We start from the raw sequence: 24,652 nt of genomic DNA, 5'->3' as shown, positions 1-24,652 counted from the left end.
CGCGAAAGGACTGCCTGATGCCGTACACCATTGGTTTTGACCGCGAGAAGTACATCGAGATGCAGTCGGAGCACATCAGTGCCCGGCGTGCGCAGATCGGTGGAAAGTTGTACCTGGAAATGGGTGGCAAACTTTTCGACGACAACCACGCCTGCCGTGTCCTGCCCGGATTTACCCCGGACAACAAGATCGCCATGCTCGAGCGCATCAAGGATGAGGTCGAGATCATGGTGTGCGTCAACGCCCAAGACATCCTGCGCCAGAAGATCCGCGCGGACCTCGGCATCACCTACGAAGACGACGTGCTGCGCCTTGTCGACGTCTTCCGCGGCCGGGGATTCCTGGTGGACAACGTCGTGGTCACGCAGCTTGAGCCGGGCAACGCCCCGGCCGAAGCTTTCGTGGAGCGTCTCGAGCGCCTCGGCCTGAAGGTATCGCGCCACCGCGTTATCCCGGGCTACCCCAACGACACCGCCCGCATCGTCTCCGACGAGGGCTTCGGGCTCAACGAGTACGCCGAAACTACCCGCGACCTCATCGTCATGACCGCGCCGGGCCCCGGCTCCGGCAAGCTCGCGACCTGCCTGTCGCAGATCTACCACGCGCACAAGCGCGGCATCCCCGCAGGCTACGCCAAGTTTGAGACCTTCCCCATTTGGAACCTGCCGCTGTCGCACCCGGTCAACCTCGCCTACGAAGCCGCTACCGCGGATCTGGATGACATCAACGTCATCGACCAGTACCACCTCGAGGCCTACGGGGAGAAGGTGTCCAGCTACAACCGCGACATCGAGGTCTTCCCGCTGCTCAAATCGCTGCTCAAGGAGGTGACCGGGGAGGAGCCGTACCAGTCGCCCACGGACATGGGTGTGAACATGGCGGGCTACTGCATTTCGGACGACGCGGCCTGCCGCCACGCGGCGGAGCAGGAAATTATCCGCCGCTACCTCAAAGAGCTTGTCGACGAGCGCCGTACCGACCGCGACTCGACCTTCTCCGACCGCATCTCCAACGTGATGCGCAAAGCGGAGTGCACGGTGTCCATGCGCACCGTGGTGGCGCCGGCGCTCGAGGTGGCGGAGGCGACGGGCAACCCCGGTGCCGCGCTGGAGCTACCCAGCGGGGAGATCGTCACGGGCAAGACGTCGGACCTGCTCGGCCCGTCCGCCGCGGTGCTGCTCAATGCACTCAAAAAGCTGGCCCACATCGACGACGACGTCCACCTGCTCTCGCCGGACTCGATCGAGCCGATCCAGTCGCTCAAGACCACCTATCTCGGTTCTGCCAACCCGCGCCTGCACACGGACGAAGTGCTGATCGCCCTGTCCGCCTCGGCCGCCCGCAACCCCGACGCCGCCCGCGCGCTGGAGCAGCTGCCGCAGCTTCGCGGCTGCGACGCGCACACCACCACCATCCTCGGGTCCGTGGACGAAGGCATCTTCCGCAACCTCGGTGTGCTGGTCACCTCCGAGCCGAAGTACTGGAAGAAGGCGCTCTACCACAAGAAATAGGCGCGGAAATGGGTAGGCGCGGGCCCATGAAACTAGAGCTCACCCCCGAAGACACCGTCCTTGCCGTCGTCGCCCACCCCGATGACATGGAGTACGGCGCGTCGGTGGCCGTCGCAAAGTGGGCGAGTGAGGGGATAGAGGTCAACTACCTTCTGCTCACCCACGGCGAGGCCGGCATCTCGGGGATGGAGCCCGCGCAGACCGCGCAGGTGCGGGCGAAGGAGCAGCGCGACGCCTGCGATCAGGTGGGGGTGCGGGAGCTCACTCTGCTGGACTTCCCCGACGGCCTGCTCGAGCACGGCCTCGAGCTGCGCAAGGCGATCGCCGGCTACAACCGCCGGCTGAAGCCGTCCATCATCGTGACCCAGAACTTCGACGTGATGGCGCCTTGGGGGCTCAACCAGGCGGATCACCGCGCGGCGGGGCTGGCCACTGTGGACGCAGCGCGCGATGCGGGCAACGAGTGGCTCTTCCCGGAGCTGGGGGAGAAGCACCAGGCGAAAGCACTGCTCATTGCCAACCACCCCGAGCCGACCTGCGGCGTGGAGGTCAGCGAGCGCGACATCGCCCGCGGTATCGCCAGTCTGCGGTCGCACCGGCAGTACCTCGAGGTTCTGCCGGACCACGCGAGCCCCGAGGAAATCGTCCGCGGGGCCGCTGAGCAGGGCGGAGAGGTGGCGGGTACGCGGTACGCGATCACGTTTGCGTCCCGTCAGCTATAAATGAAAAAGAGGAGTACCATTTCAGGCATGGACATCAAAAACGTTACAGTACTCGGCGCCGGCGTTCTCGGCGCACAGATCGCACTCGTTACAGCTTTCCGCGGATTCAACGTCGTCTCCTGGGACATCAACGATGATGCCCTCGCGGCGGCGGCGAAGCGCTTCGACGCCTTCGGCGCCCGGATTGTGGCCGACCTCGACGACGCCACTGAGGAGTCGATGACCGAGGGTCGCGCACGCCTGACCCAGACCACCGACCTCGAGGAGGCCGTGCGCGAGGCAGACCTCATCATCGAGGCTGTGCCCGAAAACATCGACATCAAGCGAGACGTGCTCGGGCGCGCCAGCGCGGCGGCGTCGGATGCGACCATCTTCGCCACCAACACCTCGACACTTCTCCCGAGCGAGTTCGCGGACGCCGTTTCCTCTCCGGAGCGGTTCCTGGCGCTTCACTTCGCCAACAACATCTGGATCCAGAACACGGCCGAGATCATGCCTCACGCCGGCACGGACCTGAAGTACGTGGACGTCCTCGTCGACTTCGCTGAGCGGATCGGCATGGTGCCCGTGAAGCTGAAGAAGGAGCAGCCCGGTTACATCCTCAACACCCTTTTTGTGCCGTGGCTGAAGGCTGGCCAGTACCTGCTGGCCAACGAGATCGCCGAGCCTGCCGACATCGACCGGACCTGGCGCAACTCCACGGGATCGCCCAGGGGCCCGTTCGAGATCATGGACATCGTCGGCCTGCGCACGGTTCTCGCCGTGGGCCGGGCACAGGGGAACAAGGAGGAGTGGCAGGACAAGTTCTCCTCCATCCTCGAGGAAATGATCGCCGCGGGCCACATCGGCGTCGAGTCCGGGCAGGGCTTCTACACCTACGACAAGTAGGGCTGAAGGACTAGCTCGCACCATGCCCTAGGATCAGGGTATGACGAGCAAGATCCTCCTGTACTACAAGTTCCAGCCCATCGCGGATCCGGACGCTGTCCGGCTCTGGCAGCGGGACCTGTGCGAGGGGCTGGGCCTTCACGGCCGCATCGTCGTGTCCAAGGACGGAATCAATGGCACGGTGGGCGGCCCTATTGGCGCGTGTAAAACCTACGCCAGGAAGACCAAGGAGTACTTCCGCGGCATTGAGTTCAAGTGGTCGGAGGGCGGCAAGGACGACTTCCCCAAGCTCAGCGTCAAGGCGCGCGAGGAGATCGTCTCCTTCGGTGTCCCCGGGGAGTTGAAAGTGGACGAGCACGGGGTCGTCGGCGGAGGCACCCACCTCTCGCCTGAGCAGGTCAACGAGCTCGTGGCCAACAGGGGCGACGAGGTTGTCTTCTTCGACGGGCGTAACGCGCGCGAGGCGGAGATCGGCAGGTTTAAAAACGCGGTCGTGCCGGATGTCGAGACAACCCACGACTTCATCAGCGAGCTGGAATCCGGGAAGTACGACTGGATGAAGGACAAACCGGTCGTGTCGTACTGCACCGGCGGGATCCGTTGCGAGATCCTGTCGAGTCTCATGGTCAACAGGGGGTTCAAAGAGGTCTACCAGATCGACGGCGGCATCGTGCGCTACGGCGAGAAGTACGGCAACTCCGGCCTGTGGGAAGGTTCCCTCTACGTCTTTGACAAGCGCATGCACACCGAGTTCGGCGCCCCAGGCGACCCGGCCTACGTGCAGCTGGGTCACTGCGTGCATTGCGCGGCTGCGACAAACCAGTTCTACAACTGTGCCGCTGAGCCGGACTGCCGCAGCCAGTACTTAAGCTGCGAGAACTGCCGCGCCGAGAATCCCTACTGCGCGGACTGCGCCGCGGCGCGAAGCGGTGACGCCTAGACGGAATCGAGCGCGATGATGCCGACGGTCACCGTCAGCCACCACATGGTGAAGGGAACAATCGGCAGCCAAAACACGCCCATCCACGGCACCCAGCGCTCGTAGCGGTTGAGCTTGCGCACCATGATCACCGCGCACCCGAGCAGCCCCACGATGGGGACAATGGAGGAGCCCAGCGCCCACCACGTGCGCCAACTTTGTGTGCACAGCCACGTCGCCTGTCCGGCGTCGCACAGCGGGCCGCCCTGAGCTCGCGAGATCAGCGCTAGGACGAAGGCGACGGCGAAGGTGGCGAGCACGACACCGGCGGCGTAGTAAATCGCCTGGCGAGTCGATGCCCTGTTGCGTTGCTGCACCTCTACCGGATCGGGCACGGAGGCGAGCGCGTCGAACGAGCGCGGCTCGGGCCGCACGCGGTTGTAGCGATCACTGGGGGAAGTGGGAAAATTCTCCGGGTGCTCCACGTACTCCTCGTCCTTCATGGGTACGACCTTACGCAGTCGATGGCGGAAAGATAAGGGAGGGGGCAGGGCAGTGCCGCAAGAACTCCGACGTGGGGCCGGAAAAGAAGACTCGCTTGAACTGGCTCTGGCGTCGAAACGAGAAGCAGGCGAGGTCGCCCTTTTTCCACTTCACGGAATGCATCGCGCGCTTCCAGCCGTGATCGACAGCGACGTCCACCTCGATCACGGTGCTGCCGGGCGCCTGAGACGCAGCCTCGAAGACGGAGTCACGGGCTAAATCGAGGTGTCCGAGGGCGGCTTCGTACCACTGGGCCGAGTCGCTCGGGGTGTCGATGCTGGTGTCAAAGTCCGCGCCCGAAAGATTGTCGGGCGACATGGCGAGAAGCCGGATGGGGACCTCGAGACGCGCCGCGATGCGGGCAGCTTGGTGCAGGCCGGAGGGGTAGTCGAAACCGTCGTAACCGAGGTAGACGTAGGTGATGCGGGTAATTCCCTTCTTCGACAGCTTCGGGTGCCGCGGGGCTACGACCAGGGGCACCGAGTTGGCGTCGAGAAGCGAATCGGCGACGGTTGAGACGAGGAAGGTTCCTTTCGGCCGGGTCGAGCGCGAACCGAGGACCACGACATCCGCGCCGAAGTCACGCGCCACCTCGATCAGAGAGGAGCTATCGCTTGCCGACGTCGCCATGCGCACCGGTTCGTCCGCCCACTGTTGCCTGTCGACTGTCGATTCAAGGGCCGAGTGGGCCCGGTCGGAAAACTTATCTGACTCGCGTTGCAACCACTTGCGAAATTTCTTACCGTTGGGCGCTCCGGGAGCCTTCCACGTAGCCGGCGAAGGTGCAACAACCTGAACGGTAATGGGAACGGAGTGGCCTATCCAACTGGCGAGCTGCAGTGCCTCCGTGTCCTTGTCGCTCCACCCGGCGATGACTCGTAGTGGACTGTCGGAGTCAACAGTCCACGAACTTTGCGGTGGATTGGGCCGGAGTGACATTGAGGTGACCTTGAGTTGAAGTAAAGGCGACCTTCATCATAGGTGGGGGTTAATCTGAACCCGAATTTGACCCGTTAACGTAGTTCTCGGCCAGAATGTTGATAATGTCTGCGAGCTCGTCGAGCTTGCGCAGGTGCTCTTCCGGAAGGGAGCTCAGCATCTCACTGAGGTACTTGGTGCGCTCATCACCCACGCGGACCAACTCCGCCTCCCCCTCGGCGGTGAGCTCGACGCTGACGCCACGGCGGTCTGCTTCGTCGCGGTTGCGCCGGACGAGCCCGCGCTTCTCCAGCTGGTTCACGGTGTTCGAGGCGGTGGGCATGCGCACGCCCTCGGACTCGGCGAGACGGTTGATGCGGCTCGGCCCGTCTTCTTTGAGCCTGGTCATAATGGACAGCTGGGGCCCAGTGAGGTCGGACTGCTGTGAGTTGCGGAAGTAAATGACGTACAAGCTCGTCATAGCGGGGCGGACCCGCTCGGCAATGTCGTACGCGTCCAGTGAGTTTTGGTCGTCGTTCTCAGCAGAGTCGTTTTGTGCCATGCGTTCCTCAGCTTATGTAGGGGAAACCAATTATGTGGAGATCGTAACACTTCTCCCGCCGAGTACGATGAAAAGCGTGTTCGTCTATAGCCGAGAAGTATCTCACGAGTGGCGCCGGCGCACAATACTCAAAGACTTTGTGGCGGGGCGTCTGACGGCCGAGGAAGTCTGTGACGCCGATTTTTTGCTGCGCGCTGCGGCCGAGCATCACGGCATTGACGCCGCGCGACCCTGCCCCATCTGCGCCCAAACTATGCGCGAAGTGAAATGGATACACGGCGAAAACTTGGGCCGCCGCTCCGGAACTGCGCGCAGCGCGGAGGAGATCGACACAATTGTCGGCGAAGTCGGTCCTGTAACCGTCCACGTCGTTGAGGTGTGTCCACACTGCCGGTGGAACCACCTGCTGAGGGAAGTCACAGCTGTACCAGTAGTGTGATTTCGCGATGGAGGCAGTAATCTGTCCCCTAAACAATTAAACGAGTCAAGGTACGTTCCCCCATGTGTCTGCAGCACGGGCGCATGAGGGAGGAAACGCGCAGGGAAATCACGTGTCAAAATTCGAAGATGGTGTGACCGGGGGAACTGGCAACGAGGGCAACGTCAAGGGCGGACCGAGCCGTCGAGTATCGCTGGCCAGCATCAAGGGCTCCCGCACCCAGCAGTGGCTCCTCGCCGCCCTTCTCTTCGTGCTGCTTCTCGCGGCGATCCCGCTCACCTGGTTCACGTGGCAGTACGCCAGGGTTAACATTCCTCAGCCAGGTGAGATCGAAACCGCCCAGATCTCCAAGATCTACTTCTCCGACGCCACCACCGAGCTCGCGCGCACGGTTCCGGCGGAGGGCAACCGCGTTCAGATCCCGTTGGAGGACGTTCCCGAGCACGTGCAGAACGCGGTACTGGCGGCCGAGGACCGCGACTTCTGGACCAACTCGGGCTTTTCCTTCACCGGATTCGCCCGCGCCGCCATCGGCCAGCTCACCGGCAACTCCTCTGCCGGCGGCGGTTCGACCGTTACCCAGCAGTACGTGAAGAACGCCCTGGTGGGCAACGAGCATTCCTACGAGCGTAAGGCCAAGGAGCTTGTGTACTCCATTAAGATGACCAACCAGTGGGAGAAAGAGGACATCCTCGCCGCTTACTTGAATACGGTCTATTTCGGCCGCAACGCCTACGGCATCGAGGCGGCGGCACACGCGTTCTTTGACAAGCCGGCCAGCGAGCTCACTGTCGAGGAGGCGGGTGTCCTCGCGGCGTCCATCCAGCTGCCCAGCCAGCTTGATCCGTGGAACAACCCCGAGGGCGCCAACGCCCGCTGGAACTATGTCATGGACGGCATGGTTGAGATGGGGGAGATGACGCCCCAGGAACGCGCCGGCCTGCAGTACCCCGAGACCCGTGACCCGGCCACCTACTCCGCCTACACTGAGGCCACCGGCGCGAACGGTTTGATCAAGAATCAGGTGATGGAGGAGCTGAAGGAGATCGGCATCACCGAGGACGATGTGACCAACCGCGGCCTGCAGATCACCACCACGATTGATCCCGCGATCCAGGCCCAAGCGGAACAGGTTTCCCGCAACAGGCTCGCCAACCTGCAGGACGACGCCCGTGCGGCCGTGGTGTCCATCGAGCCAAGCACAGGCGCGGTGCGCGCCTACTACGGCGGCGACGACCCGAGCGGCTGGGACTACGCCAACGCTGGCCTGCAGACTGGCTCCACATTCAAGATCTTCGCTCTCGCCGCCGCGTTGCAGCAGGGCATTCCGCTCACGGCGACCTTCGATTCCTCGCCGGTGACCCTTCCGGGCAACAACGTTGTCACTAACTGGGACGGCGGCGGCGGGGGAATCATCTCCATGCTGGAGGCGACGAAAACCTCTTCCAACACCGCCTACCTGAGGATCCAGGACGAGTTGGACAACACCACCCAGGACACCGCCGACATGGCTCATGCGCTCGGCGTGGCGCGCACCATCCCGGGGATCCCGGTGACACTGCGCGAGAACGGCGGCCAGCCGTACGAGGGCATCGTACTGGGCCAGTACCAGTCGCGTGTGCTTGACATGGCCACGGCCATGGCGACGTTGGCGAACCGCGGCTCCCACCACCCGACGTACTTCGTCGAGCGTGTCGTCGACGCGAAGGGTGATGTCCTGTTCGAGATGGACAACACTTACTCCGAGCGTGGCGTGGCGCAGCAAGTCGCGGACAACGTCATCACGGCGATGCAGTCCGTCGTGGGTTACTCCAACGCCACCCTGGCGGGTGGCCGCCCTGCCGCGGCGAAAACCGGTACCGCTCAGCTGGGTGACACCGGCAACAACAAGGACGCGTGGATGGTGGGTGCGACCCCGCAGCTTGCCACCGCGGTCTGGGTTGGTACCGCCGATAACACCTCGGCGATCTTCAACGAGTGGGGCGGAAACATGTATGGTTCCAATACTCCGGCGAGGATCTGGAAGGACGTGATGGATTCCGCGCTGGAGAACCGTGAGGTGGTCGACTTCCCCGAAGCCACACCCGTGTTCTGGGGCATAAACCCGTACAGCGGTGGCGTGGGCCTGGGAGGCTCCCGATGGTCGGGCAGCACCTCCAGCGGCTACGGCTATGGATACGGCACCGGCACCGGTACCGGCACCGGTGGAGGAGCGGTTCAGCAGGCGCCTGCACCGGCGCCTGCACCGGCCCCGGCCCCGGCACCGGCGCCCGAACCTGAACCGGCACCGGCGCCTGTACCCGCGCCGCCACCCGCCGTACCGGAGCCGGTCCAGGACTTCCTCAACGACGTCCTGGGATAACGGCACACTGTGGGACAGCAGACGCAGACCAAGAACCGCAAGCGTTCACAGGGCCGCTGGCCGCTGCCCGATGACCGGGTTCAACCCGGCCGCAGTGAACCCTTGGCCCGGGGCTGGGTGACGTTTCTCGGCGGACCGATGGGTGCTCATGCGCCGCTGGGCCGCGCCCGGTTCTGGTCGCCACTGCGCGCGATTGTGGCGGTCGCCTGGGTCTTCCTCGGCTTCGCGGCGCTCGCGAAAGCGAACTGCGCGTGGGGGCGACCGGACGATTCCGGAGTGCTCCAGCTCAACTGGGGCGGCAACCGCCAGTACACCTCATTCTGCTACAACGACATCGTCCCCCTGTACGGTGGGCGCGGCCTCGATCGGCCAGGGTTCGTCTACGATTTTTCCTGGACCGAGGGAGATCTGACCCGATACATGGAGTACCCCGTCCTGGCCGGCATTTTTCAGAACATCATGGGGTTTGTCGCCAGGAACACTTATTTCCTCGCGGATCGGGTGCTTCCCGAGGCGGGCTGGTACTTCTACCTCACGGCACTGGTGATGGCGGTGATATGGGTTGCCACCGCCCGCATGGTTGCGGAGTTGGCCGGCAACCGGGTGTGGGACACCCTCCTGGTCGTCGCTTCCCCGCTGGTGATTATGCACGCGTTTACCAACTGGGACATTCCCTCGATCTTTTTCCTCGTTGCGGCGCTGCTCGCCGCCCGCAACGAGAAGTTCTGGCTGGCGGGAGCCTTGATCGGGCTCGGCACGGCGTTCAAACTATGGCCGCTCTTCGTGCTCGGGGCTTACCTTGTGCTCGCGATACGCAAGCGGCAATGGGTGCCGCTGGCCAAGATGATCGCCGCGGCTGTTGTTAGCTGGGTCGCGGTGAACCTGCCCGTGTACCTGCGCAACCCCGATGCCTGGAGCGAGTTCCAGCGTCTCAATACCGAGCGCTCCTGGGAGTGGACCACCATCTACGCCGTCGCCTCACGGGCGTTCGGCTGGTCCGGGTTTGATTCGGGAGACGGTGCCCCGGTGATTCTCAACACCGTGACCCTGGTGCTTTTCATCGCCGGCTGTCTCGCCACTGCATTGCTGGGGTTACTGGCGCCACGCGATCCCCGCGTGGCGCAGATCCTGTTTCTCACCGTGGCGTTCTTCCTACTATTCAACAAGGTGTGGAGCCCGCAATACTCGCTGTGGCTGGTCGTGCCCGCAGTGCTCGCTTTGCCGCACTGGCGGTTACTGGCAACGTGGATGACGGTGGACATGCTGGTCTGGCCAATCCTCATGTGGCATATGCTCGGCACCGACAACAAGGGCCTGCCGGGGGAGTTCGTCAACATCATCGTCATCGCCCGCGATGGGCTCATTATCGCGATGATGGTGTTGGTCGTCATGCAGATGCTGGGGCGGCGCGGAGACAAGGTCCTTGAGGCGCACCACGGCCATGACCCGTTGTTGACTACCCCGGAGCAGTGGGACCGTGAGAAGGTGGCATCGTGACTACGCCAACTCTTCTGGGTATCGCCTCCATCGTTATCGGCTTCGCGCTGATAGCGGCGGCGTTTCTAGTTGTGGTCAAGGGCCGCCGCACCCCGCTCGCGGTGGGCCTCGGCATTGCCGCGTTTGTGTTCGTCACCGTCATTCCGGTGATCCTCGCGGTGTTCGTCGCCGCGCCGAATCCTGGTATTTCTTAGAGTTTATACATAAAGTGGGTGGATGAACGTGCCCCCGACTGAGATGAGGATACCGATGAAACGCACTTTCACGGCAACACTTGCCACCTTCGCTTCCGCAGCACTCGTTGCGTGCGGCACGCCCGCTGAGAACTCAACGGTCACCGTGACCGCGACACCGGAGCAGACCACCGAGGTCGTTTCCTCGCCGGCGTCCGCCACCCAGGCCGAGGTTGGCGGTAACCAAGCCGCCGAGCAGCAGGCCGCGCAGCTCCCAGCGTCTGTGTCCGGATACACGGACGAGGCGCGCCAAGAACTTGCCGACGAGGGCGTGACTGAAGCCGAGGTCGAGCGTGTTCTGCAGGCTGCGAACAATAACGAAGCAGGCGTTGAGGTCGACTACGACGACGATGGTTACTACGAGATCAAGTTCCAGGGCATCGAGATCGACATCCTCCCCGATGGAACGGTGACCGACGTCGAGCGTTAGGGTTGCCCCTACGCATTTTGCCCCTCCATCTGCATGTTGTAGGCTGGGGGGGTTGCTTGACGCAACGACCCTCCTGCCATCGCCAATCGGCGGTGGCCGAAACCATAAACAGACCATAGGAGGTGATGAGGTCCGTGCGTCACTACGAAGTAATGATTATCCTCGATCCGCAGCAGGATGAACGCACCGTTGCCCCGTCCCTGGATAAGTTCCTGGAGACCGTCCGCAAGGACAACGGCACGGTAGAGAAGGTTGATGTGTGGGGTAAGCGCCGTCTTGCCTACCCGATCAACAAGAAGGAAGAGGGCATCTACGCGGTGATCAACCTTGATTGCGCCGCAGAGACCGTCGCTGAGCTTGACCGCGTCCTGAACCTGAACGAAGGCGTTCTCCGCACCAAGGTTCTCCGCACCGACAAGTAAGAGCGGATAGGCTCGTTACCACAACGGACCACTTCTTCGAAAGGCTCAACGAACATGGCACAGGGAGACACCCCCATCACCGTTGTCGGCAACCTTGTCGCCGACCCGGAACTGCGTTTCACCCCCAGCGGTGCCGCAGTGGCAAATTTCCGCATCGCCTCCACCCCGCGCACGTTTAACCGTGACACCAACCAGTGGGAGGACGGCGAAGCCCTGTTCTTGACCTGCAACGTCTGGCGCCAAGCCGCCGAGAACGTCGCGGAATCCCTGAGCAAGGGGATGCGCGTGATTGTCAACGGCCGCCTGAAGCAACGCTCCTACCAAACCCGCGAAGGTGAGAACCGCACGGTGTTCGAAGTCGAAGTCGACGAGGTCGGCCCCTCCCTGAAGTACGCGACAGCTAGCGTCAACCGGACACCGCGTGAGGGCGGCTCCGGAAGCTACGGCGGCAACCAGGGCGGAGGCAACCAGGGCGGCTACGGCGGCGGGAACCAGGGTGGGTACTCCGGTGGGAACCCCGGCCAGCAGGCTCCGGCCAACCGGGGCGGCAACCAGCAGCCGCAGAATGATCCGTGGAACTCCGCGCCGCCGGCCGGCGGCTTCGGCGGGATGGATGACGAGCCCCCGTTCTAAACGCTTGAACCCCGTTTACACATCACCATTTTTCAACTCTAGGAAGGTTAGGATTCATGAAACTGATCCTCACCGCTGCCGTTGACAAGCTTGGCGAGCCCGGCGATATCGTCGAGGTCAAGGGCGGCTACGGACGCAACTTCCTGCTTCCGCGCGGATTGGCGATCCCCGCCACCCGCGGTGCAGAGAAGCAGATTGAAGACATCAAGCGCGCGCAGGCTGCCCGCCAGGTGCGCGACCTGGACCACGCGAAGGAGCTGCGCGACACCCTCGACCAGCTCACCGGTGTGCAGGTCAAGGTTCGCACCTCCGAAGCCGGCAAACTGTTCGGCTCCGTGCAGCCCGCTGACATCGCCGATGCAGTCAAGGCTGCCGGCGGACCGGACCTGGACAAGCGCCGCATCGATGTGCCGAAGGGTCTTGTTACCAAGACCGGTGGCTACCAGGTCAAGGTCAAACTCCACGATGACGTGGAGGGCAAGGTGAACTTCGAGGTCGTCAGCGCCTAGCACGCAGCTTGACGGCGACCGCACAGCTTTCGCGGTCCAGCGACAACAGCATTTTAAGCGCGGGCCCCACTTGTGAGGAGTGGGGCCCGCGCTTTCTTGCTTTACGACGCCGCCGTGACGTCAATCATGAACTGGGCCACACCGACCGGGTCCGCTAGCCAATCGCGCATGGCGCGCAGCGCGTCGGTGCGTTCGAGCTCGGCGCCGTCGACAAGTTCGTCGTGCTTGATCTCGATCAGGTGCGCGCCCGGGATTGCCAGCAGGATGGGTGAGTGGGTGACCACGACTATCTGCGCGCCCTGTTCCGCGAGCGAGTGAAGGTGGGACAAAAGCGCGAGCTGGCGCACGGCGGACAAGCCAGCCTCGGGCTCGTCAAGCAGGTACACGCCGTCCGGGATGAAGGCTTCGACCATTTCAAGGATTGATTCTCCGTGTGACATGTGGTGCAGGTTCTTCAACCCTGGCCCGTCGTTGCCCAGTCTGGTCGCTTGCCCGAAGTGCGTATCCCCGCGCAGAAAGTATCCCTGTTTGGGCCGCACCGAGCACTCGAGGCGCACGGCGCGGTAGAGCGGATCTCGCGGACCGGGTGCGCCGTTGCCGTACGTGCCACCGATGACAGAATAGCCGTACCCGCGCGCAATCGCGTTGAGCAGCGTCGATTTGCCCACGCCGTTGTCGCCGGTGATCACCGTGACGGGCTGGGCGAGCTCGAGTCGCCCGAGCTCGCGCAGGTGTTTGACCGCGGGAACGTCGAATAGCCACGGCTGCGCCACCGGTTCCGCGCGCATGCACAGGGCCTGGATAAAGGGGCCGGCGGTCATGGCTGCACCATAAACTGCGCCGTGCCCACGGGGTCGGTGATGAATTCCTCCCACGCGCGCACGGACTCGGTCTCATCGAATACGACTGAGGTGATACCCTCGGGGCCGACTTCACGCAGGTTCGCGCCCGGAATCCCGAGCAGCACGGGCGAGTGGGTGGACATGATGATCTGCGCGCCCGTGGCGGCGAGGTGGTACATGATGCCGAGCAGCTCGAGTTGGGCGAACATGGAAAGCCCGTCCTCCGGCTCGTCGAGGATCAGCAGCGAATCCGGGCCGCAGCGCTCGCGAAAGATGTGCATCAACCCTTGCCCGTGGCTCAGCCGCGTGATGTGCGCGAGCGGGTCGAGGGCTAGCGATGCATGATAGTCGGCGAGCTGCGCGTAGGTCTCCCCGCGCAAGAAGTAGACGTCTTTCGGGTTGAGCGACCGGGTGATCACCAGGTGCCGCCAGAGGGAAGAGACGGAGGTTGCCACCGTGGAAAACCGCGCGTTGCGTGACCCGCCCTCCGGGTTGGCGCCAACCGCTACCGCGATCGCCTCGATGAGGGTGGATTTCCCGGCACCGTTGTCACCGGTAAAGATGGTAATTGGGGAGGTGAGCTGCACGGGGGCGTCGATTAGCGAGCGAACGACCGCGAGGGTGGACAGGTAGCCGCCAGGATTGCTGGCGACACGCACCTTGTCCACGAACATGGCGCCCATTGTAGAGCGTGTGCTCTACGCGGGGTGCGGGACGACTACCGCGCGTCCGGAGATCTCGCCGTCCACCAGCGCCTGGTAGGCCTCGAGCGCCCGGTCCAGCGGGTAGGTGGTTACCTGCGGCACAATCTGGCCCGCTTTGTACATGTCGACGACCTCGTGGAGTTCCTCGACGGTTCCCCAGTAGGTGTTGACCAGCTCCGCTTCGTAGGGCGTGCTCAAAAACGCCCACTCATAGGGCGACAAATTGCCGATGCCGACGATGGTGACGCGACCCTGGCGGGCCACGGAGCGCATCGCTGTGGTCACGGTTGCACCGACGCCGACGAAGTCGAACGCCGCATTGACACCTTTACCGCCCGTAATCTCGCGGATCCGCTCGACCTGGCCTTCACCGCCGGGCACGGTGATCGCGCCGAGCTCCTCGGCCTGCGCCATCGCGTCTTCCTTCATGTCGGTGGCGATGATGGTGGCGCGGTCAGTGCTTTCAGGATTTGCACACCGATCAGGCCCAGCCCGCCGAGCCCGATGACGAGCGCGTACTTGCCACCGCGTTGAGCTTGGGAAGAGCAAGTTTGATGGCGTGGTAGGGCGTCAGCGCGGCGTCGGCAAGCGGGGCGGCGTTGATGGGGTCGGCATCGCCGAGTGGCACGAGGTTGCGCGCCGGGACGACGACGTACTCGGCCATGCCTCCATCGCGCCCAAGGCCGATTCCGGCATAGTCCATTTCGGTGGCATTCTCGCAGTAGGTATCCTGGCCGCGGGTGCAGGCGCGGCAGATACCACAACCGACGGGGCCGTAAACGAGGTATGCGGCACCGGGCTCGATGCCGGAAACTCCCTCACCGAGATCCTCAGCCCAGCCCGTATTTTCGTGCCCGAGGGTGAACTCGGGATCCATTTGCGGATTCAGGCCCTCGTCGAACTCGTGGAAGATGGCGACGTCCGAGTGGCACGCACCCGCGCCGGCTACTTTCAAGAGGACCTCTCCGGGACCCGGGGTGGGTTTGTCCACGTCTTTGATTTCGGGGAACGTGTGGTATCCGATGTGGCGGACGGCTTTCATGTCTAACTCCCATCTTTGTTTGTGTACAAAATGATTTGCACACTCCCAACCGTATTGAAAAAACCCAGGTGAAAGCGGCTTTCATTAACGCCCGCTTCAACCTGCAGGCCTGTGGATAAGGGGCGGGTCCGCAGTAGTCTCGGCGGAATTAGCTGCTTGTCGACGCCCTGTCAAACCAGCAGGTGGGCGGGTTATCCACTATTGGCACGCTCCCGCACGATCGTGCATATATATCAGGTGACCTAGTGTTTTGAGATAAACCTGCAGGAGGGGGAGGTGGCTATCCACACGTTGTCCACAAGCATTTGTCCTGCGTGTGGATCCCGACCTGAACGACGCCGACGTTGTGCACAGCCCCTGTGGATAATTAAACGTCTGGCCCGCGCCCGGTCGGGGCTGTCGTCAACGGGCTGTAAGATCAGGGCCGGTTCAACCAAACGTTAGGGAAGGTGCGCGATGGCAGCAGGTGACGGGGCCGCGAGCTTCGATGATGTCGATGATTTCGTGATCCCCCCAGAGCCCGAGGATGAGCCCGCTGGCTCTCCCCGCGGCGGGTCGAGCCGTTACCGCGGCGGGTCGAACTTCAACCGCTCGCGAGACGACCTGCGAGAGTACCGCCAGCCGCCGCACGACGAGCGCGCCGAACGCGGCGTTATCGGTGCGATGCTGCTGAGCCCCGACACCATCATCGAGGTCTCCAACGAGTTGCGGGCCGAGGATTTCTACTTTCCTGCCCACCAGCTGATCTTCACCGCGATTCTGCAGCTCTTTTCGGGCGGCGCCAACATCGACGTCCTCATTGTCGCGGGTCAGCTCGACAGGCTCAACCAGCTGGAGAGGGTCGGCGGCGCGCCGTACCTGCACACCCTCATCTCCGAGGTTCCCACGGCGGCGAACGCTCGCTACTACGCCGAGATCGTGGCGGAGAAGTCCCTGCTGCGCCAGCTGGTCAACGCCGGTACGAACGTCGTCCAGCTAGGCTACGAGGGCGAGGAGGGCATGGAGGTCGAGGCCCTCGTCGATCGCGCTCAGCAGGAGATCTTCAATGTGTCGCGGAAGGAAGCCTCCGAGGATTACAAGGTGCTTTCGCAGCTGCTGAAGCCGACCATCGACGAGCTGACCTCGATAGCCAGCGGTGGCGGTCTTGAACTGGGCGTGCCCACCGGCTTCATCGACCTCGATAATTTGACCAACGGCCTGCACGCGGGGCAGATGATCATCATTGCCGCCCGACCCGGTGTGGGTAAATCGACTCTCGCCTTGGACTTCATGCGTTCCTGCTCGATCAGCCAGGGCAAGACATCCGTTATCTTCTCGCTGGAAATGAGCGCCTCCGAGATCATCATGCGCATGCTGTCGGCGGAGACCGAAATCCCCCTTGCGTCCATGCGCTCAGGGCGGATGGAGGAGCATCACTGGGAGAAGCTGACCACCCGGCTTTCCGAGATCCAGGACGCGCCGCTATTTATCGATGACTCCCCGAACCTGACGATGATGGAGATCCGCACCAAGGCCCGCAAGTTGAAACAGCAGCATGGGCTCGACCTCATCGTGCTCGACTACCTGCAGCTGATGAGCTCCGGGCGCAAGGTGGAATCGCGCCAGCAGGAGGTCTCGGAGTTCTCCCGCCAGCTCAAACTCCTAGCTAAGGAGCTTGAGGTCCCCGTGATCGCTATTTCGCAGCTCAACCGCGGCCCCGAGGCGCGCACGGACAAGCGCCCCCAGCTCGCTGACCTACGTGAATCCGGCTCGCTGGAGCAGGACGCCGACATGGTCTTTTTGCTCTACCGGCCGGACTCGCAGTCGCCTGACGACGAGCGCGTCGGCGAAGCGGACATCATTGTGGCCAAGCACCGCGGCGGGCCGATTGCGACGATCGCGGTGGCGCACCAGCTGCACTACTCCAGGTTTGTCAATATGGCCACGGAGGCGATGGGGTCATCCGCTTACTAAGCAAAGGCTAACCTGCGGTGACAGGGGCGGAGAACTGTTTTATTCTGGGTGCTCGTAGAAGGCTCTCACGCGAAGGAGAAAGCAATGACTGTGCGGCGCATCAACGCCTCCGAACCGTGCGCACGCACGGTCGCCAGCCTCGACGACACCATCACCGTCGCCGACACCGGCAACTCCACGGTGTTGTTCAACCTGCCCCGTGACATCGATGCGCTTGATGAGGCCGTGCCAAGCCGTCGAGGTTTGGGCCAGCGCATCAAGGGCCTGTTTAGCTAGCTCAACGCGCGGCCGCGCTGCTCCGGCAGCGTAAACGCCGCGATACACGCGATGGCAAACGCCGCCGCGAACACGCTGAACACCGCGATCGGCCCGCTCAAATCTAAAAGCAGCGGAACGATCAGGGGGGCAATGATCGAACCGATGCGCCCGAAGGCGGCTCCTGCGCCGGTGCCCGTGGCGCGTACCGCCGTGGGGTAGAGCTCCGGGCCGATGGCGTAGAGCGCGCCCCAAGCGCCGAGGTTGAAGTACGATAGCATGCAGCCGGCGGCGATGATCTGCCACTCGGCTGATGCGAGCCCGTAGAGCACCGCCGAGACCGCCGAGCCTGCAAGGAACCCTGCCAGCGTTTTGCGTCGTCCCCACACTTCGATCAGCCAGGCAGCGGCAGCGTAGCCGGGTAGCTGGGCGATGGTGATGATCAGCGTGAAGGTGAAGGATTTCACTAGGGTGAAGCCCTGCGCTACCAGGAGCGAGGGGATCCAGATGAACGCGCCGTAGTAGGCGAGCGAGACGCAGAACCAGACGATCCAGAACGACAGGGTGCGCCCGCGCAGCGTTGGGCCCCAGATCCCACCGTGCACCGTCTCCGGAGCGGTGGTGGGCGCGGAGTCATAGTGTTCAGGCGAAGTCTGCGCTTCAAACGACTGCACGATCGCCTCTGCCTCGTCGTGGCGGCCCTGTGACTCGAGGAAACGCACGGATTCCGGCAACCCGAGGCGGACGACGATGGCGTAGATGGCCGGAACCGCACCAAGGGCAAGGCCCCAGCGCCAGCCGTCTTCCCCGCGGGCGACGACGAAGGTGCCGATGATCGCTGCGGCGATCCAGCCCACGGCCCAGAAGGCCTCGAGCAACACCACCATGCGTCCGCGCACGCGCCGCGGTGAGAACTCGCTGACCAGCGTCGAGGCCACGGGCAGTTCCCCGCCGAGGCCCAGCCCGACAACGAAGCGCAACACCATAAGCACGCCCACCGATGTGGCGAGGGCGGACGCACCCGTAGCGATGCCGTAGATGAGCAGGGTTGCGGCGAAAACTTGGCGACGCCCAAACTTGTCAGCGAGCAGGCCCCCGAGGGTGGCACCGATGGCCATCCCGATGAAGCCGATGGACGCGATCCACGACGTCGTGGTCCTGTCTAGGCCCCAGTGCACGGCAAGTGCTGCGATGATGAAGGAAACTAACCCGATGTCCATCGCATCGAGCGCCCAACCGATGCCGGATCCGACGAGCAGGCGTCGGTGCTTCGGCGTGACGGGCAGGCGGTCGAGCCGTTCGGCGCGGCTGACGTCGCCTGGGGTGGTGTGGTCTGGTGTTACAGAAGTCACGGACGGTCATGCTACACGCGCATGCGAGGGTCTCTGCGCTTGTGACCGACGCATCGACGAGGCGGCGCGTTACGTGACCGATACAGAACGAAAGCGGCGCAGGCGCAGCGAGTTGGCCACGACAAACACGGACGAAAACGCCATGGCGATTCCCGCGAGCATGGGGTTAAGGAACCCGGCAGCAGCGATCGGGATGAGCACCACGTTGTAGGCGAACGCCCAGAAGAGGTTTCCCTTGATCGTGCCCAAAGTGCGGCGCGAGAGCCTGATCGCGTCAACGATAGCGACGAGGGAGTCGTGCATGACGGTGATGTCGGAGGCTTCGATGGCCACGTCGGCCCCGGCCCCATGGAAAGTCCGAGGTCCGCCTGCGCGAGGGCCGCTGCGTCGTTGACACCGTCGCCGACCATGGCGACGCGCCGGCCGGCGGCCTGGAGCTCCTTGACGGCGGTGACCTTGCCCTCTGGCATCACTCCGGCGGTCACGGAGGCGGGGGCGATCCCGACCTCTGCTGCCACGGCGCGGGTAGCACCGGCGTTGTCACCGGTGAGCATGTGCGGCTCTAAGCCGAGCTCGCGCAACTGCGCGATCGCGGCGGCGGAACTTGGCTTGGAGGCGACGCGCACCGAGATGATCCCGGCGACCTCACCGTCGACTTCGACCACGACGGCGGTTGCCCCCGCATCCTGCGCGGCGCGAAACGCCGGCTCCAGGGCGCCTAGCGTGGCGGCGCCGTGTGCAGGGCGCCCGACGCGCACGGTGCGGGCGTCGACACGCGCGCTCACCCCGTACCCCGCCTCGTTGCTAAACGACGTCGCCGTGGCGACCGGGCCGGCGGCGTCGACAATCGCGCGCGCAATGGGGTGCTCGGAACCCGCCTCCACCGCCGCGGCGAGAGAGAGCACGTCGGCTTCCTCCCACCCGGGTGCGGCGGTGACGCGGTCGAGCCCCATGTCGCCGGTGGTGATCGTTCCGGTTTTGTCCAGCACGATGGTGTCTACCCGGCGGGTCGATTCCAACACCTCGGGGCCTTTGATCAGCAATCCAAGCTGGGCGCCGCGGCCGGTGCCCACCAGGATTGCCGTCGGGGTGGCCAGTCCGAGCGCGCAGGGGCAGGCGATGATGAGCACGGCCACCGCGGCGGTGAAGGCCTCCACCGTGTCGCGGCCGGCAACGAGGTGGGCGATCAGCGAGATCGCGGCGATGGCGATGACTGTGGGTACGAAGACGCGCGAGATGCGATCAACGAGCCGCTCGACCGGTGACGTCGTCGCCCTCGGCGACTTCAACGGGGACGGATTCGCCGGTGAGCATGGATTCGTCCACGGCCGAGCACCCGGAAATGACCCGGCCGTCCGTGGGAATCTTCTCGCCGGGCCGGACCACGAAGCGGTCGCCGACGGCGAGCTGGTCGGCGGGAATACGCACCTCAGCGCCGTCTTTGAGCACGGCCGCATCCTTTGCGCCCATGCTCAGAAGGTCGCGCAGCGCCTGCGAGGACCGCCCCTTCGCCCTGACCTCGAACCACCGCCCGAGCAGGAGGAACGTGATGACAACGCAGACGGTCTCCAGGTAGATCTGATCCATCGCCGAGTGCGCCCCGCCCGGGAGCAGGCTCATCTCCATCCTCATCCCGGGTTCGCCGGCGTTGCCGAAGAATAGAGCCCACACCGACCACAGGTAGGCCGCGGACGTGCCGAGCGTGATCAGTGTGTCCATCGTGGTCGTGCCGTGGCGCAGGTTTATCAGGGTGTTGCGGTGGAAGACCGCGCCACCTGCGAAAAACACCAAAGTCGTTGCGGCTAACGCCGCCCACTGCCAGTTGAGAAACTGCCAGGCCGGGATCATGGAGACGAGCATCACCGCCAGCGAGATGATCGCGCACCAAATCACGGTAAACCGCAGCTGGGCCGCCGAGCGCTCGCGCGCGTCATCGCGGGCATCGCTTGACGACGCCCCCTCGACCTCATCGGGCCTCGCCTCGGCGCTCATCGCGAACGCGTCGTAGCCTGCGCCGCGGATGGTGCTGATCAGCGTCTCCGTATCCGCCTTGGAGGGGTCGAAGTCGACCGTGGCGATTTCGGTGGATTAGTTGACTGTCGCCTCGACGCCGTCGAGCTTGTTCAGCTTGCGCTGCACGCGCGAGGAGCACGACGTGCAGGTCATGCCTGTTACGCCGAGCTGGAGGTGCTCGAGGGCTGGGAGATTCGGGGCGGTCATACCACTTACCCTATACCCCTGGGGGTATGGCTCAAGGACTAGGCCAGCGAATACCCGGCCTCGTGCACGGCCTTGGAGATCTCCTCCGCAGAAAAACCCTCGCCCGTCACCTCGAGCACCCCGGTGGAGTGATCCACCGTGGCGCCGGTGACGCCGGCGACCTCAAGCACTTCTTCCTTAACGCTGGCCTCGCAGTGGCCACAGGTCATTCCCTCTACGTTGAACTGGCGAACTGCCATTGCTCTTAAACCCTTTCGCTGATCCTGTATCGGTGTTACGTGACTGCCATGGTAACCGGGAATACCGACGTGGTTGTTAGGGTTGGAACCAAGTGAACTGACACGTTCAGACAAACCAACCTTTTAAGGAGACACTTTCATGGCAACCATCGACGTCACCGAGGACACTTTCGAGCAGACCGTTTCCGCTGAGGGAACCGTTATCGTCGACGCGTGGGCGGAATGGTGCGGGCCCTGCAAGGCGTTCGCCCCGACCTTCGAGAAGGTCTCCGAGGCGCACCCGGACGCCACCTTTGCCAAGCTGGACACTGAGGCAAACCCGCAGATCGCGGCAGCGCTGGAGATCCAGGCGATCCCCACCCTGATGGCGTTTCGTGACGGCATCATGGTCTTCCGCCAGTCCGGTGCTCTGCCCCCGGCAGCGTTCGAGGACCTTGTCAGCCAGGTGCAGGCTCTTGATATGGACGAGGTCCGCCGCCAGATCGCCGAGCAGAACAACAATCAGGCGTAACTGCCAAGCGGCCACTTGCAAGCCCGAGCGCACCCACCGACAACGTGGTGGGTGCGCTTTTTTGCGTAGACTAGGACCCTGTTAGCTACCGATGAAAGGATTGATAGCCATGGCAAACCCGTTCAGCAAGGGCTGGAAGTACTTGATGCAGTCCTTCGACACCAAGATTGATGAGAACGCGGATCCGAAGGTCCAGATCCAGCAGGCCGTCGAGGGTGCGAAGAAGCAGCACGCGGAGCTTAGCCAGCACGCGGCGAGCATTATCGGCAACCGTAACCAGCTGCAGATGAAGCTTGAACGCCTGCTCAAATCTCAGGAGGACCTGCAGCAGAAGGCGCGCACCGCGCTCCAGGCTGCGGACAAGGCATCCGCCGAGGGTGACGCCGAGAAGGCCCAGCAGTACAACGACACCGCGGAGGTCATCGCCTCCCAGCTGGTTTCCGTCGAGCAGGATCTGGAGCAGACGAAGCAGGCCCACGCCGCCGCCGAGCAGGCCGCGTCCGAGGCGCAGCAGAAGCAGAAGGAATCGGAGGCGCGGCTCCAGGAGCAGCTAGGACAGGTTTCGCAGCTTGAGTCGCAGCTGAACCAGGCGAAGATGCAGGAGCAGACCGTTTCTGCCATGGATTCGGTGAACCAGTTCGGCGGCAACGACAACGTGCCGACGCTCGATGGAGTGCGCGACAAGATCGAGCGTCGTTACGCGGATGCGCTCGGCGCTCAGGAGCTGGCGAAGGGCTCCATGACGGATCGCGTCGCGGAAATCGAATCCGCCGGCAGCGACATCGCCGCCTCCAGCCGTCTCGCAGAAATCCGCGCCTCTATGGGCACGCCGCAGATCGAGGCGCCAGCGGCCGAAGTTGATGCCGAAAAGGGCGACGTCGAAAAGGGCGACGAGCCGAAATAGAGCGAAAAGCGGGTCTGGCGGTGATTTCTTCCGTCAGACCCGCTTTTTCGTGCCCTAGTGCCCTAGCGGCGGTGAATGCTCAGCAGCACTCCGCGTATTCCGGAGTGAAAACCATCGCGCAGGTTGACGCGCTGGTGTTCGCTGAGCGTGTATTCGTGCAGGGTTTCGCACGCGAACTGCAGAAGTGGCCGGTCGATCTCGGGGGGCAACCCGCCGCCGGATAGGACGTGGGCTTTGTCGCGCTGCTCGGCGGAGGCGGCGTTGTCGTACCACCACGTCGCGTACTGTTGGCCCACCTCAAACGGCGTTTGGAACCCGGCGGACGTCCACACCTCCTCAGGGAGCGGGACGTAGCGCGACCGCAGCTTGCGACGTGGCGCCATCATCGACGGCTTCGGGGTGGGTTTCGTCGAGCTGCTCGCGACGTCGAGCGGCGACGGGCCGTCCGGCTGCCTGCGGCCACCGGGCTTGTTGGACTCGTTGGTTGCCTCGACCTCGGCCTCGGAGGGCTCGTCGCAAGGGTCCGGTGCGGAGCGGTCGGTCGGCTCCTCGACTTCAGTGGCCGGCGTCTCCACCGGCTGTTCGACGGGTTTGGCCTGCTCTTCGGGCATCTCCTCGTCGTGTTGCAAGGGGTCTGGCGCGAATCCGGGGACGACCGTGGGGCCGAGGTCGCCGTCGATCGGCTCGGCGTCGTTAAGCGGGCGCTCGCGGATGATGGGCGGCAACGGGCCCTCGAGGACCTGAAGCTGCATGGCGTCCGCGAAATCTTCGCGGGGATCGAGGATGGTTGTCGAGTCGCAGGAATGGCGCAGCGCGGTTGACATCGAATCCCAGCCGAACCCGTAGAGGTGCACGCGGACACCGAAGCCCGTCGCTTCCTCTACCCCCGGGATCATGTCCGCGTCGCCCGAAAGCAGGACGAAGTCCGTGAACTGCTGGCGAGAAGCGTTGACGACGAGGTCTGCGACGAGGCGCGTATCGACGCCCTTTTGCGTACGTCGCTCACCCCACTCGATGAGCTGCCCGGTCCGCAGTTGCACGCCATCGCATGTGCGCAGAGCGCGCTGGTAGCGGTGCGGGCCCGAGTCGGGGATCCCGTCGTACCAGTACTGCCGGTGGATTGGTTGATGGAGTTGGTGGGTGATCATCGCACCAAGGGTGGAGACCACCTCCGGTAGGTCGATTTCTAACTGTGCGCGAGCGCCGATTTCCCACGAGTTGTAAAAACTTGCGAGTAGATAAGAAGTGTCGACGAACACCAGTGTGCGTTCAAGCATGGCTCCTAAATTCCGAATCTTTGGTTCTAAATCTGTATTTGTCCACTCCCAGTGTGCCTTATCCATGTCCCACTAGTCACGGCGCATGCCGTGAACTGGGCGGATGTGGAATTTGCAGCTGGTTGTACCTTCTCAACGAATAACCGAACGGATTCGTTCCAACGCGGTATGGTTAGTTAGTCAACTAACTAACCTTGGGCGAAGCGAGGTGCTTGTGAACCTGGATATCGAGCCGCTTTACGCGCAGGTGGCCACCTTCATTCAAGACCTCATCATGGAGGGCTCTGTAAAGCCCGGACAGCGAGCGCCCTCTATCAACGAGCTCGCAACGTTTCACGAAATCAATCCCGCCACCGCGCGAAAAGGCTTGAGCTTGCTTGTCGACGACGGCGTGTTGGAGAAGCGACGGGGCGTGGGAATGTTCGTCACTCCGCAGGCTCGGGAGGTGATCCTTGCGCAGCGTCGCGAGGGATTCGCCGGCGATTTCATCGCGCCCATGATTGATGAAGCGCTGCGCCTGGGGTACTCCGCCGACGACTTGAGAGACCTCGTTGGCCGCGTTGCGGCAAGCCGTGGCATGTATCGTTAAAACCCTGTTTTGCCTGGGGGTTTGTGCTTGGTTGTGGGGGTGTGTAACTTTGTGTGGGTCAGCGAGACCGACAACGCCCCGCCGAGATGGTTTCTTGGTGAGATGGCGGACAGGAAAACTACCGCTGGTGCCTCCTTTGATTGGTTGCGATTTGTGTCGCGGCTGGTTGGGTGTGC

General features: G+C 63.6%; 27 protein-coding genes and 1 pseudogene. 17 read left to right on the top strand and 11 right to left on the bottom strand.

Features of this window, described 5'->3' with window-relative positions:
- Positions 1–17: 17 nt before the first annotated feature.
- From HMPREF0298_RS10970 to trhO, 4 genes are read left to right on the top strand one after another with little or no spacing between them, the layout of a single operon-like run.
- Entirely contained in the window at positions 18–1,511 is a 1,494-nt protein-coding gene (locus HMPREF0298_RS10970) for a DUF1846 domain-containing protein (protein WP_006841266.1), read from the top strand.
- A 26-nt stretch (positions 1,512–1,537) separates the two neighbouring features.
- Positions 1,538–2,233: a PIG-L deacetylase family protein gene (locus HMPREF0298_RS10965; protein WP_006841265.1), complete on the top strand. Its 696-nt coding sequence runs from the start codon at positions 1,538–1,540 to the stop codon at positions 2,231–2,233.
- Positions 2,234–3,121: a 3-hydroxyacyl-CoA dehydrogenase gene (locus HMPREF0298_RS10960; protein WP_006841264.1), complete on the top strand. Its 888-nt coding sequence runs from the start codon at positions 2,234–2,236 to the stop codon at positions 3,119–3,121.
- 40 nt (positions 3,122–3,161) lie between these two features.
- Positions 3,162–4,061 carry an oxygen-dependent tRNA uridine(34) hydroxylase TrhO gene (trhO, locus tag HMPREF0298_RS10955; protein ID WP_006841263.1) on the top strand — a complete coding sequence of 300 codons (900 nt, stop codon included), beginning with the start codon at positions 3,162–3,164 and terminating at the stop codon, positions 4,059–4,061.
- On the opposite strand, the gene HMPREF0298_RS10950 is transcribed toward trhO, so the two are convergent.
- From HMPREF0298_RS10950 to HMPREF0298_RS10940, 3 genes are read right to left on the bottom strand one after another with little or no spacing between them, the layout of a single operon-like run.
- A complete protein-coding gene (locus HMPREF0298_RS10950; protein ID WP_006841262.1) occupies positions 4,058–4,543 on the bottom strand; it encodes a hypothetical protein in 486 nt (161 codons plus the stop codon). The genes trhO and HMPREF0298_RS10950 overlap by 4 nt on opposite strands.
- A 10-nt stretch (positions 4,544–4,553) precedes the next feature.
- Positions 4,554–5,522 (bottom strand): universal stress protein, encoded by a 969-nt coding sequence (locus HMPREF0298_RS10945; RefSeq protein WP_157464480.1) that lies wholly within the window; start codon positions 5,520–5,522, stop codon positions 4,554–4,556.
- Positions 5,523–5,571: 49 nt separating this feature from the next.
- A complete protein-coding gene (locus HMPREF0298_RS10940) occupies positions 5,572–6,063 on the bottom strand; it encodes a MarR family winged helix-turn-helix transcriptional regulator (protein ID WP_006841260.1) in 492 nt (163 codons plus the stop codon).
- A gap of 67 nt (positions 6,064–6,130) precedes the next feature.
- Between HMPREF0298_RS10940 and HMPREF0298_RS12500 the strand changes: the two genes are divergently transcribed.
- The 8 genes from HMPREF0298_RS12500 (at position 6,131) to rplI (ending at position 12,588) form a co-directional block, all read left to right on the top strand.
- Positions 6,131–6,502 carry a DUF5318 family protein gene (locus tag HMPREF0298_RS12500; RefSeq protein ID WP_169304987.1) on the top strand — a complete coding sequence of 124 codons (372 nt, stop codon included), beginning with the start codon at positions 6,131–6,133 and terminating at the stop codon, positions 6,500–6,502.
- A gap of 112 nt (positions 6,503–6,614) precedes the next feature.
- Positions 6,615–8,864, top strand: a complete 2,250-nt coding sequence (locus tag HMPREF0298_RS10930) for a transglycosylase domain-containing protein (RefSeq protein WP_006841258.1) — start codon at positions 6,615–6,617, stop codon at positions 8,862–8,864.
- 9 nt (positions 8,865–8,873) lie between these two features.
- Positions 8,874–10,361 carry a glycosyltransferase family 87 protein gene (locus HMPREF0298_RS10925; RefSeq protein ID WP_006841257.1) on the top strand — a complete coding sequence of 496 codons (1,488 nt, stop codon included), beginning with the start codon at positions 8,874–8,876 and terminating at the stop codon, positions 10,359–10,361.
- Positions 10,358–10,555, top strand: coding sequence for a hypothetical protein (locus HMPREF0298_RS10920; protein ID WP_006841256.1), 198 nt, complete (start codon positions 10,358–10,360; stop codon positions 10,553–10,555). The genes HMPREF0298_RS10925 and HMPREF0298_RS10920 overlap by 4 nt, the downstream gene beginning before the upstream one ends.
- A gap of 55 nt (positions 10,556–10,610) precedes the next feature.
- The gene (locus HMPREF0298_RS11670; RefSeq protein ID WP_050758433.1) at positions 10,611–11,024 is read left to right on the top strand and encodes a hypothetical protein; all 414 of its coding nucleotides are present in this window, start codon (positions 10,611–10,613) and stop codon (positions 11,022–11,024) included.
- Positions 11,025–11,158: 134 nt separating this feature from the next.
- Positions 11,159–11,446: a 30S ribosomal protein S6 gene (gene rpsF / locus HMPREF0298_RS10910; protein ID WP_172808052.1), complete on the top strand. Its 288-nt coding sequence runs from the start codon at positions 11,159–11,161 to the stop codon at positions 11,444–11,446.
- Positions 11,447–11,500: 54 nt separating this feature from the next.
- Positions 11,501–12,079, top strand: a complete 579-nt coding sequence (locus HMPREF0298_RS10905; protein WP_006841253.1) for a single-stranded DNA-binding protein — start codon at positions 11,501–11,503, stop codon at positions 12,077–12,079.
- 56 nt (positions 12,080–12,135) lie between these two features.
- On the top strand, positions 12,136–12,588 hold the full coding sequence (gene rplI / locus HMPREF0298_RS10900; RefSeq protein WP_006841252.1) for a 50S ribosomal protein L9: 453 nt from the start codon (positions 12,136–12,138) through the stop codon (positions 12,586–12,588).
- 101 nt (positions 12,589–12,689) lie between these two features.
- Here rplI and HMPREF0298_RS10895 read toward each other — a convergent pair whose 3' ends face one another.
- Genes HMPREF0298_RS10895 through HMPREF0298_RS12825 form a run of 4 tightly spaced genes read right to left on the bottom strand, consistent with a single transcriptional unit; the run spans position 12,690 to position 15,176 of the window.
- On the bottom strand, positions 12,690–13,409 hold the full coding sequence (locus HMPREF0298_RS10895; protein WP_006841251.1) for an AAA family ATPase: 720 nt from the start codon (positions 13,407–13,409) through the stop codon (positions 12,690–12,692).
- Positions 13,406–14,104 (bottom strand): AAA family ATPase, encoded by a 699-nt coding sequence (locus tag HMPREF0298_RS10890; protein ID WP_040423213.1) that lies wholly within the window; start codon positions 14,102–14,104, stop codon positions 13,406–13,408. The genes HMPREF0298_RS10895 and HMPREF0298_RS10890 overlap by 4 nt, the downstream gene beginning before the upstream one ends.
- A 24-nt stretch (positions 14,105–14,128) precedes the next feature.
- The gene (locus HMPREF0298_RS12830; protein WP_006841249.1) at positions 14,129–14,563 is read right to left on the bottom strand and encodes a zinc-binding dehydrogenase; all 435 of its coding nucleotides are present in this window, start codon (positions 14,561–14,563) and stop codon (positions 14,129–14,131) included.
- Positions 14,564–14,615: 52 nt separating this feature from the next.
- Positions 14,616–15,176, bottom strand: coding sequence for an alcohol dehydrogenase catalytic domain-containing protein (locus HMPREF0298_RS12825; protein WP_006841248.1), 561 nt, complete (start codon positions 15,174–15,176; stop codon positions 14,616–14,618).
- 456 nt (positions 15,177–15,632) lie between these two features.
- Here HMPREF0298_RS12825 and dnaB point away from each other — a divergent pair, with 456 nt between their 5' ends.
- Positions 15,633–17,129: a replicative DNA helicase gene (dnaB, locus tag HMPREF0298_RS10880; RefSeq protein WP_006841247.1), complete on the top strand. Its 1,497-nt coding sequence runs from the start codon at positions 15,633–15,635 to the stop codon at positions 17,127–17,129.
- An 84-nt stretch (positions 17,130–17,213) separates the two neighbouring features.
- Positions 17,214–17,405 (top strand): hypothetical protein, encoded by a 192-nt coding sequence (locus HMPREF0298_RS10875; protein WP_006841246.1) that lies wholly within the window; start codon positions 17,214–17,216, stop codon positions 17,403–17,405.
- Here HMPREF0298_RS10875 and HMPREF0298_RS10870 read toward each other — a convergent pair.
- The 3 genes and pseudogenes from HMPREF0298_RS10870 to HMPREF0298_RS10860 form a co-directional block, all read right to left on the bottom strand.
- Positions 17,402–18,604, bottom strand: a complete 1,203-nt coding sequence (locus tag HMPREF0298_RS10870; RefSeq protein WP_006841245.1) for an MFS transporter — start codon at positions 18,602–18,604, stop codon at positions 17,402–17,404. The two genes, HMPREF0298_RS10875 and HMPREF0298_RS10870, sit on opposite strands and share 4 nt — an antisense overlap.
- 201 nt (positions 18,605–18,805) lie before the next feature.
- Positions 18,806–20,956 (bottom strand): annotated as a pseudogene (locus HMPREF0298_RS10865) (heavy metal translocating P-type ATPase).
- Between the two features lie 38 nt (positions 20,957–20,994).
- Positions 20,995–21,195, bottom strand: a complete 201-nt coding sequence (locus tag HMPREF0298_RS10860; RefSeq protein ID WP_006841241.1) for a heavy-metal-associated domain-containing protein — start codon at positions 21,193–21,195, stop codon at positions 20,995–20,997.
- A gap of 139 nt (positions 21,196–21,334) precedes the next feature.
- Here HMPREF0298_RS10860 and trxA point away from each other — a divergent pair, with 139 nt between their 5' ends.
- Both trxA and HMPREF0298_RS10850 read left to right on the top strand, forming a co-directional pair.
- Positions 21,335–21,706, top strand: a complete 372-nt coding sequence (trxA, locus tag HMPREF0298_RS10855) for a thioredoxin (RefSeq protein ID WP_006841240.1) — start codon at positions 21,335–21,337, stop codon at positions 21,704–21,706.
- Between the two features lie 109 nt (positions 21,707–21,815).
- Complete coding sequence (locus HMPREF0298_RS10850; RefSeq protein WP_040423197.1) at positions 21,816–22,610, top strand: PspA/IM30 family protein; 795 nt, start codon at positions 21,816–21,818, stop codon at positions 22,608–22,610.
- Positions 22,611–22,672: 62 nt separating this feature from the next.
- Here HMPREF0298_RS10850 and HMPREF0298_RS10845 read toward each other — a convergent pair whose 3' ends face one another.
- Positions 22,673–23,887 (bottom strand): NYN domain-containing protein, encoded by a 1,215-nt coding sequence (locus HMPREF0298_RS10845; RefSeq protein WP_006841238.1) that lies wholly within the window; start codon positions 23,885–23,887, stop codon positions 22,673–22,675.
- A gap of 214 nt (positions 23,888–24,101) precedes the next feature.
- Between HMPREF0298_RS10845 and HMPREF0298_RS10840 the strand changes: the two genes are divergently transcribed.
- Positions 24,102–24,476, top strand: coding sequence for a GntR family transcriptional regulator (locus HMPREF0298_RS10840; RefSeq protein WP_040423196.1), 375 nt, complete (start codon positions 24,102–24,104; stop codon positions 24,474–24,476).
- The last annotated feature ends 176 nt before the right edge of the window (positions 24,477–24,652 follow it).

The sequence above is a fragment of the Corynebacterium lipophiloflavum DSM 44291 genome, from assembly GCF_000159635.1.
Taxonomy (GTDB): domain Bacteria; phylum Actinomycetota; class Actinomycetes; order Mycobacteriales; family Mycobacteriaceae; genus Corynebacterium; species Corynebacterium lipophiloflavum.
This window is presented reverse-complemented; position numbering and strand designations above follow the sequence as displayed.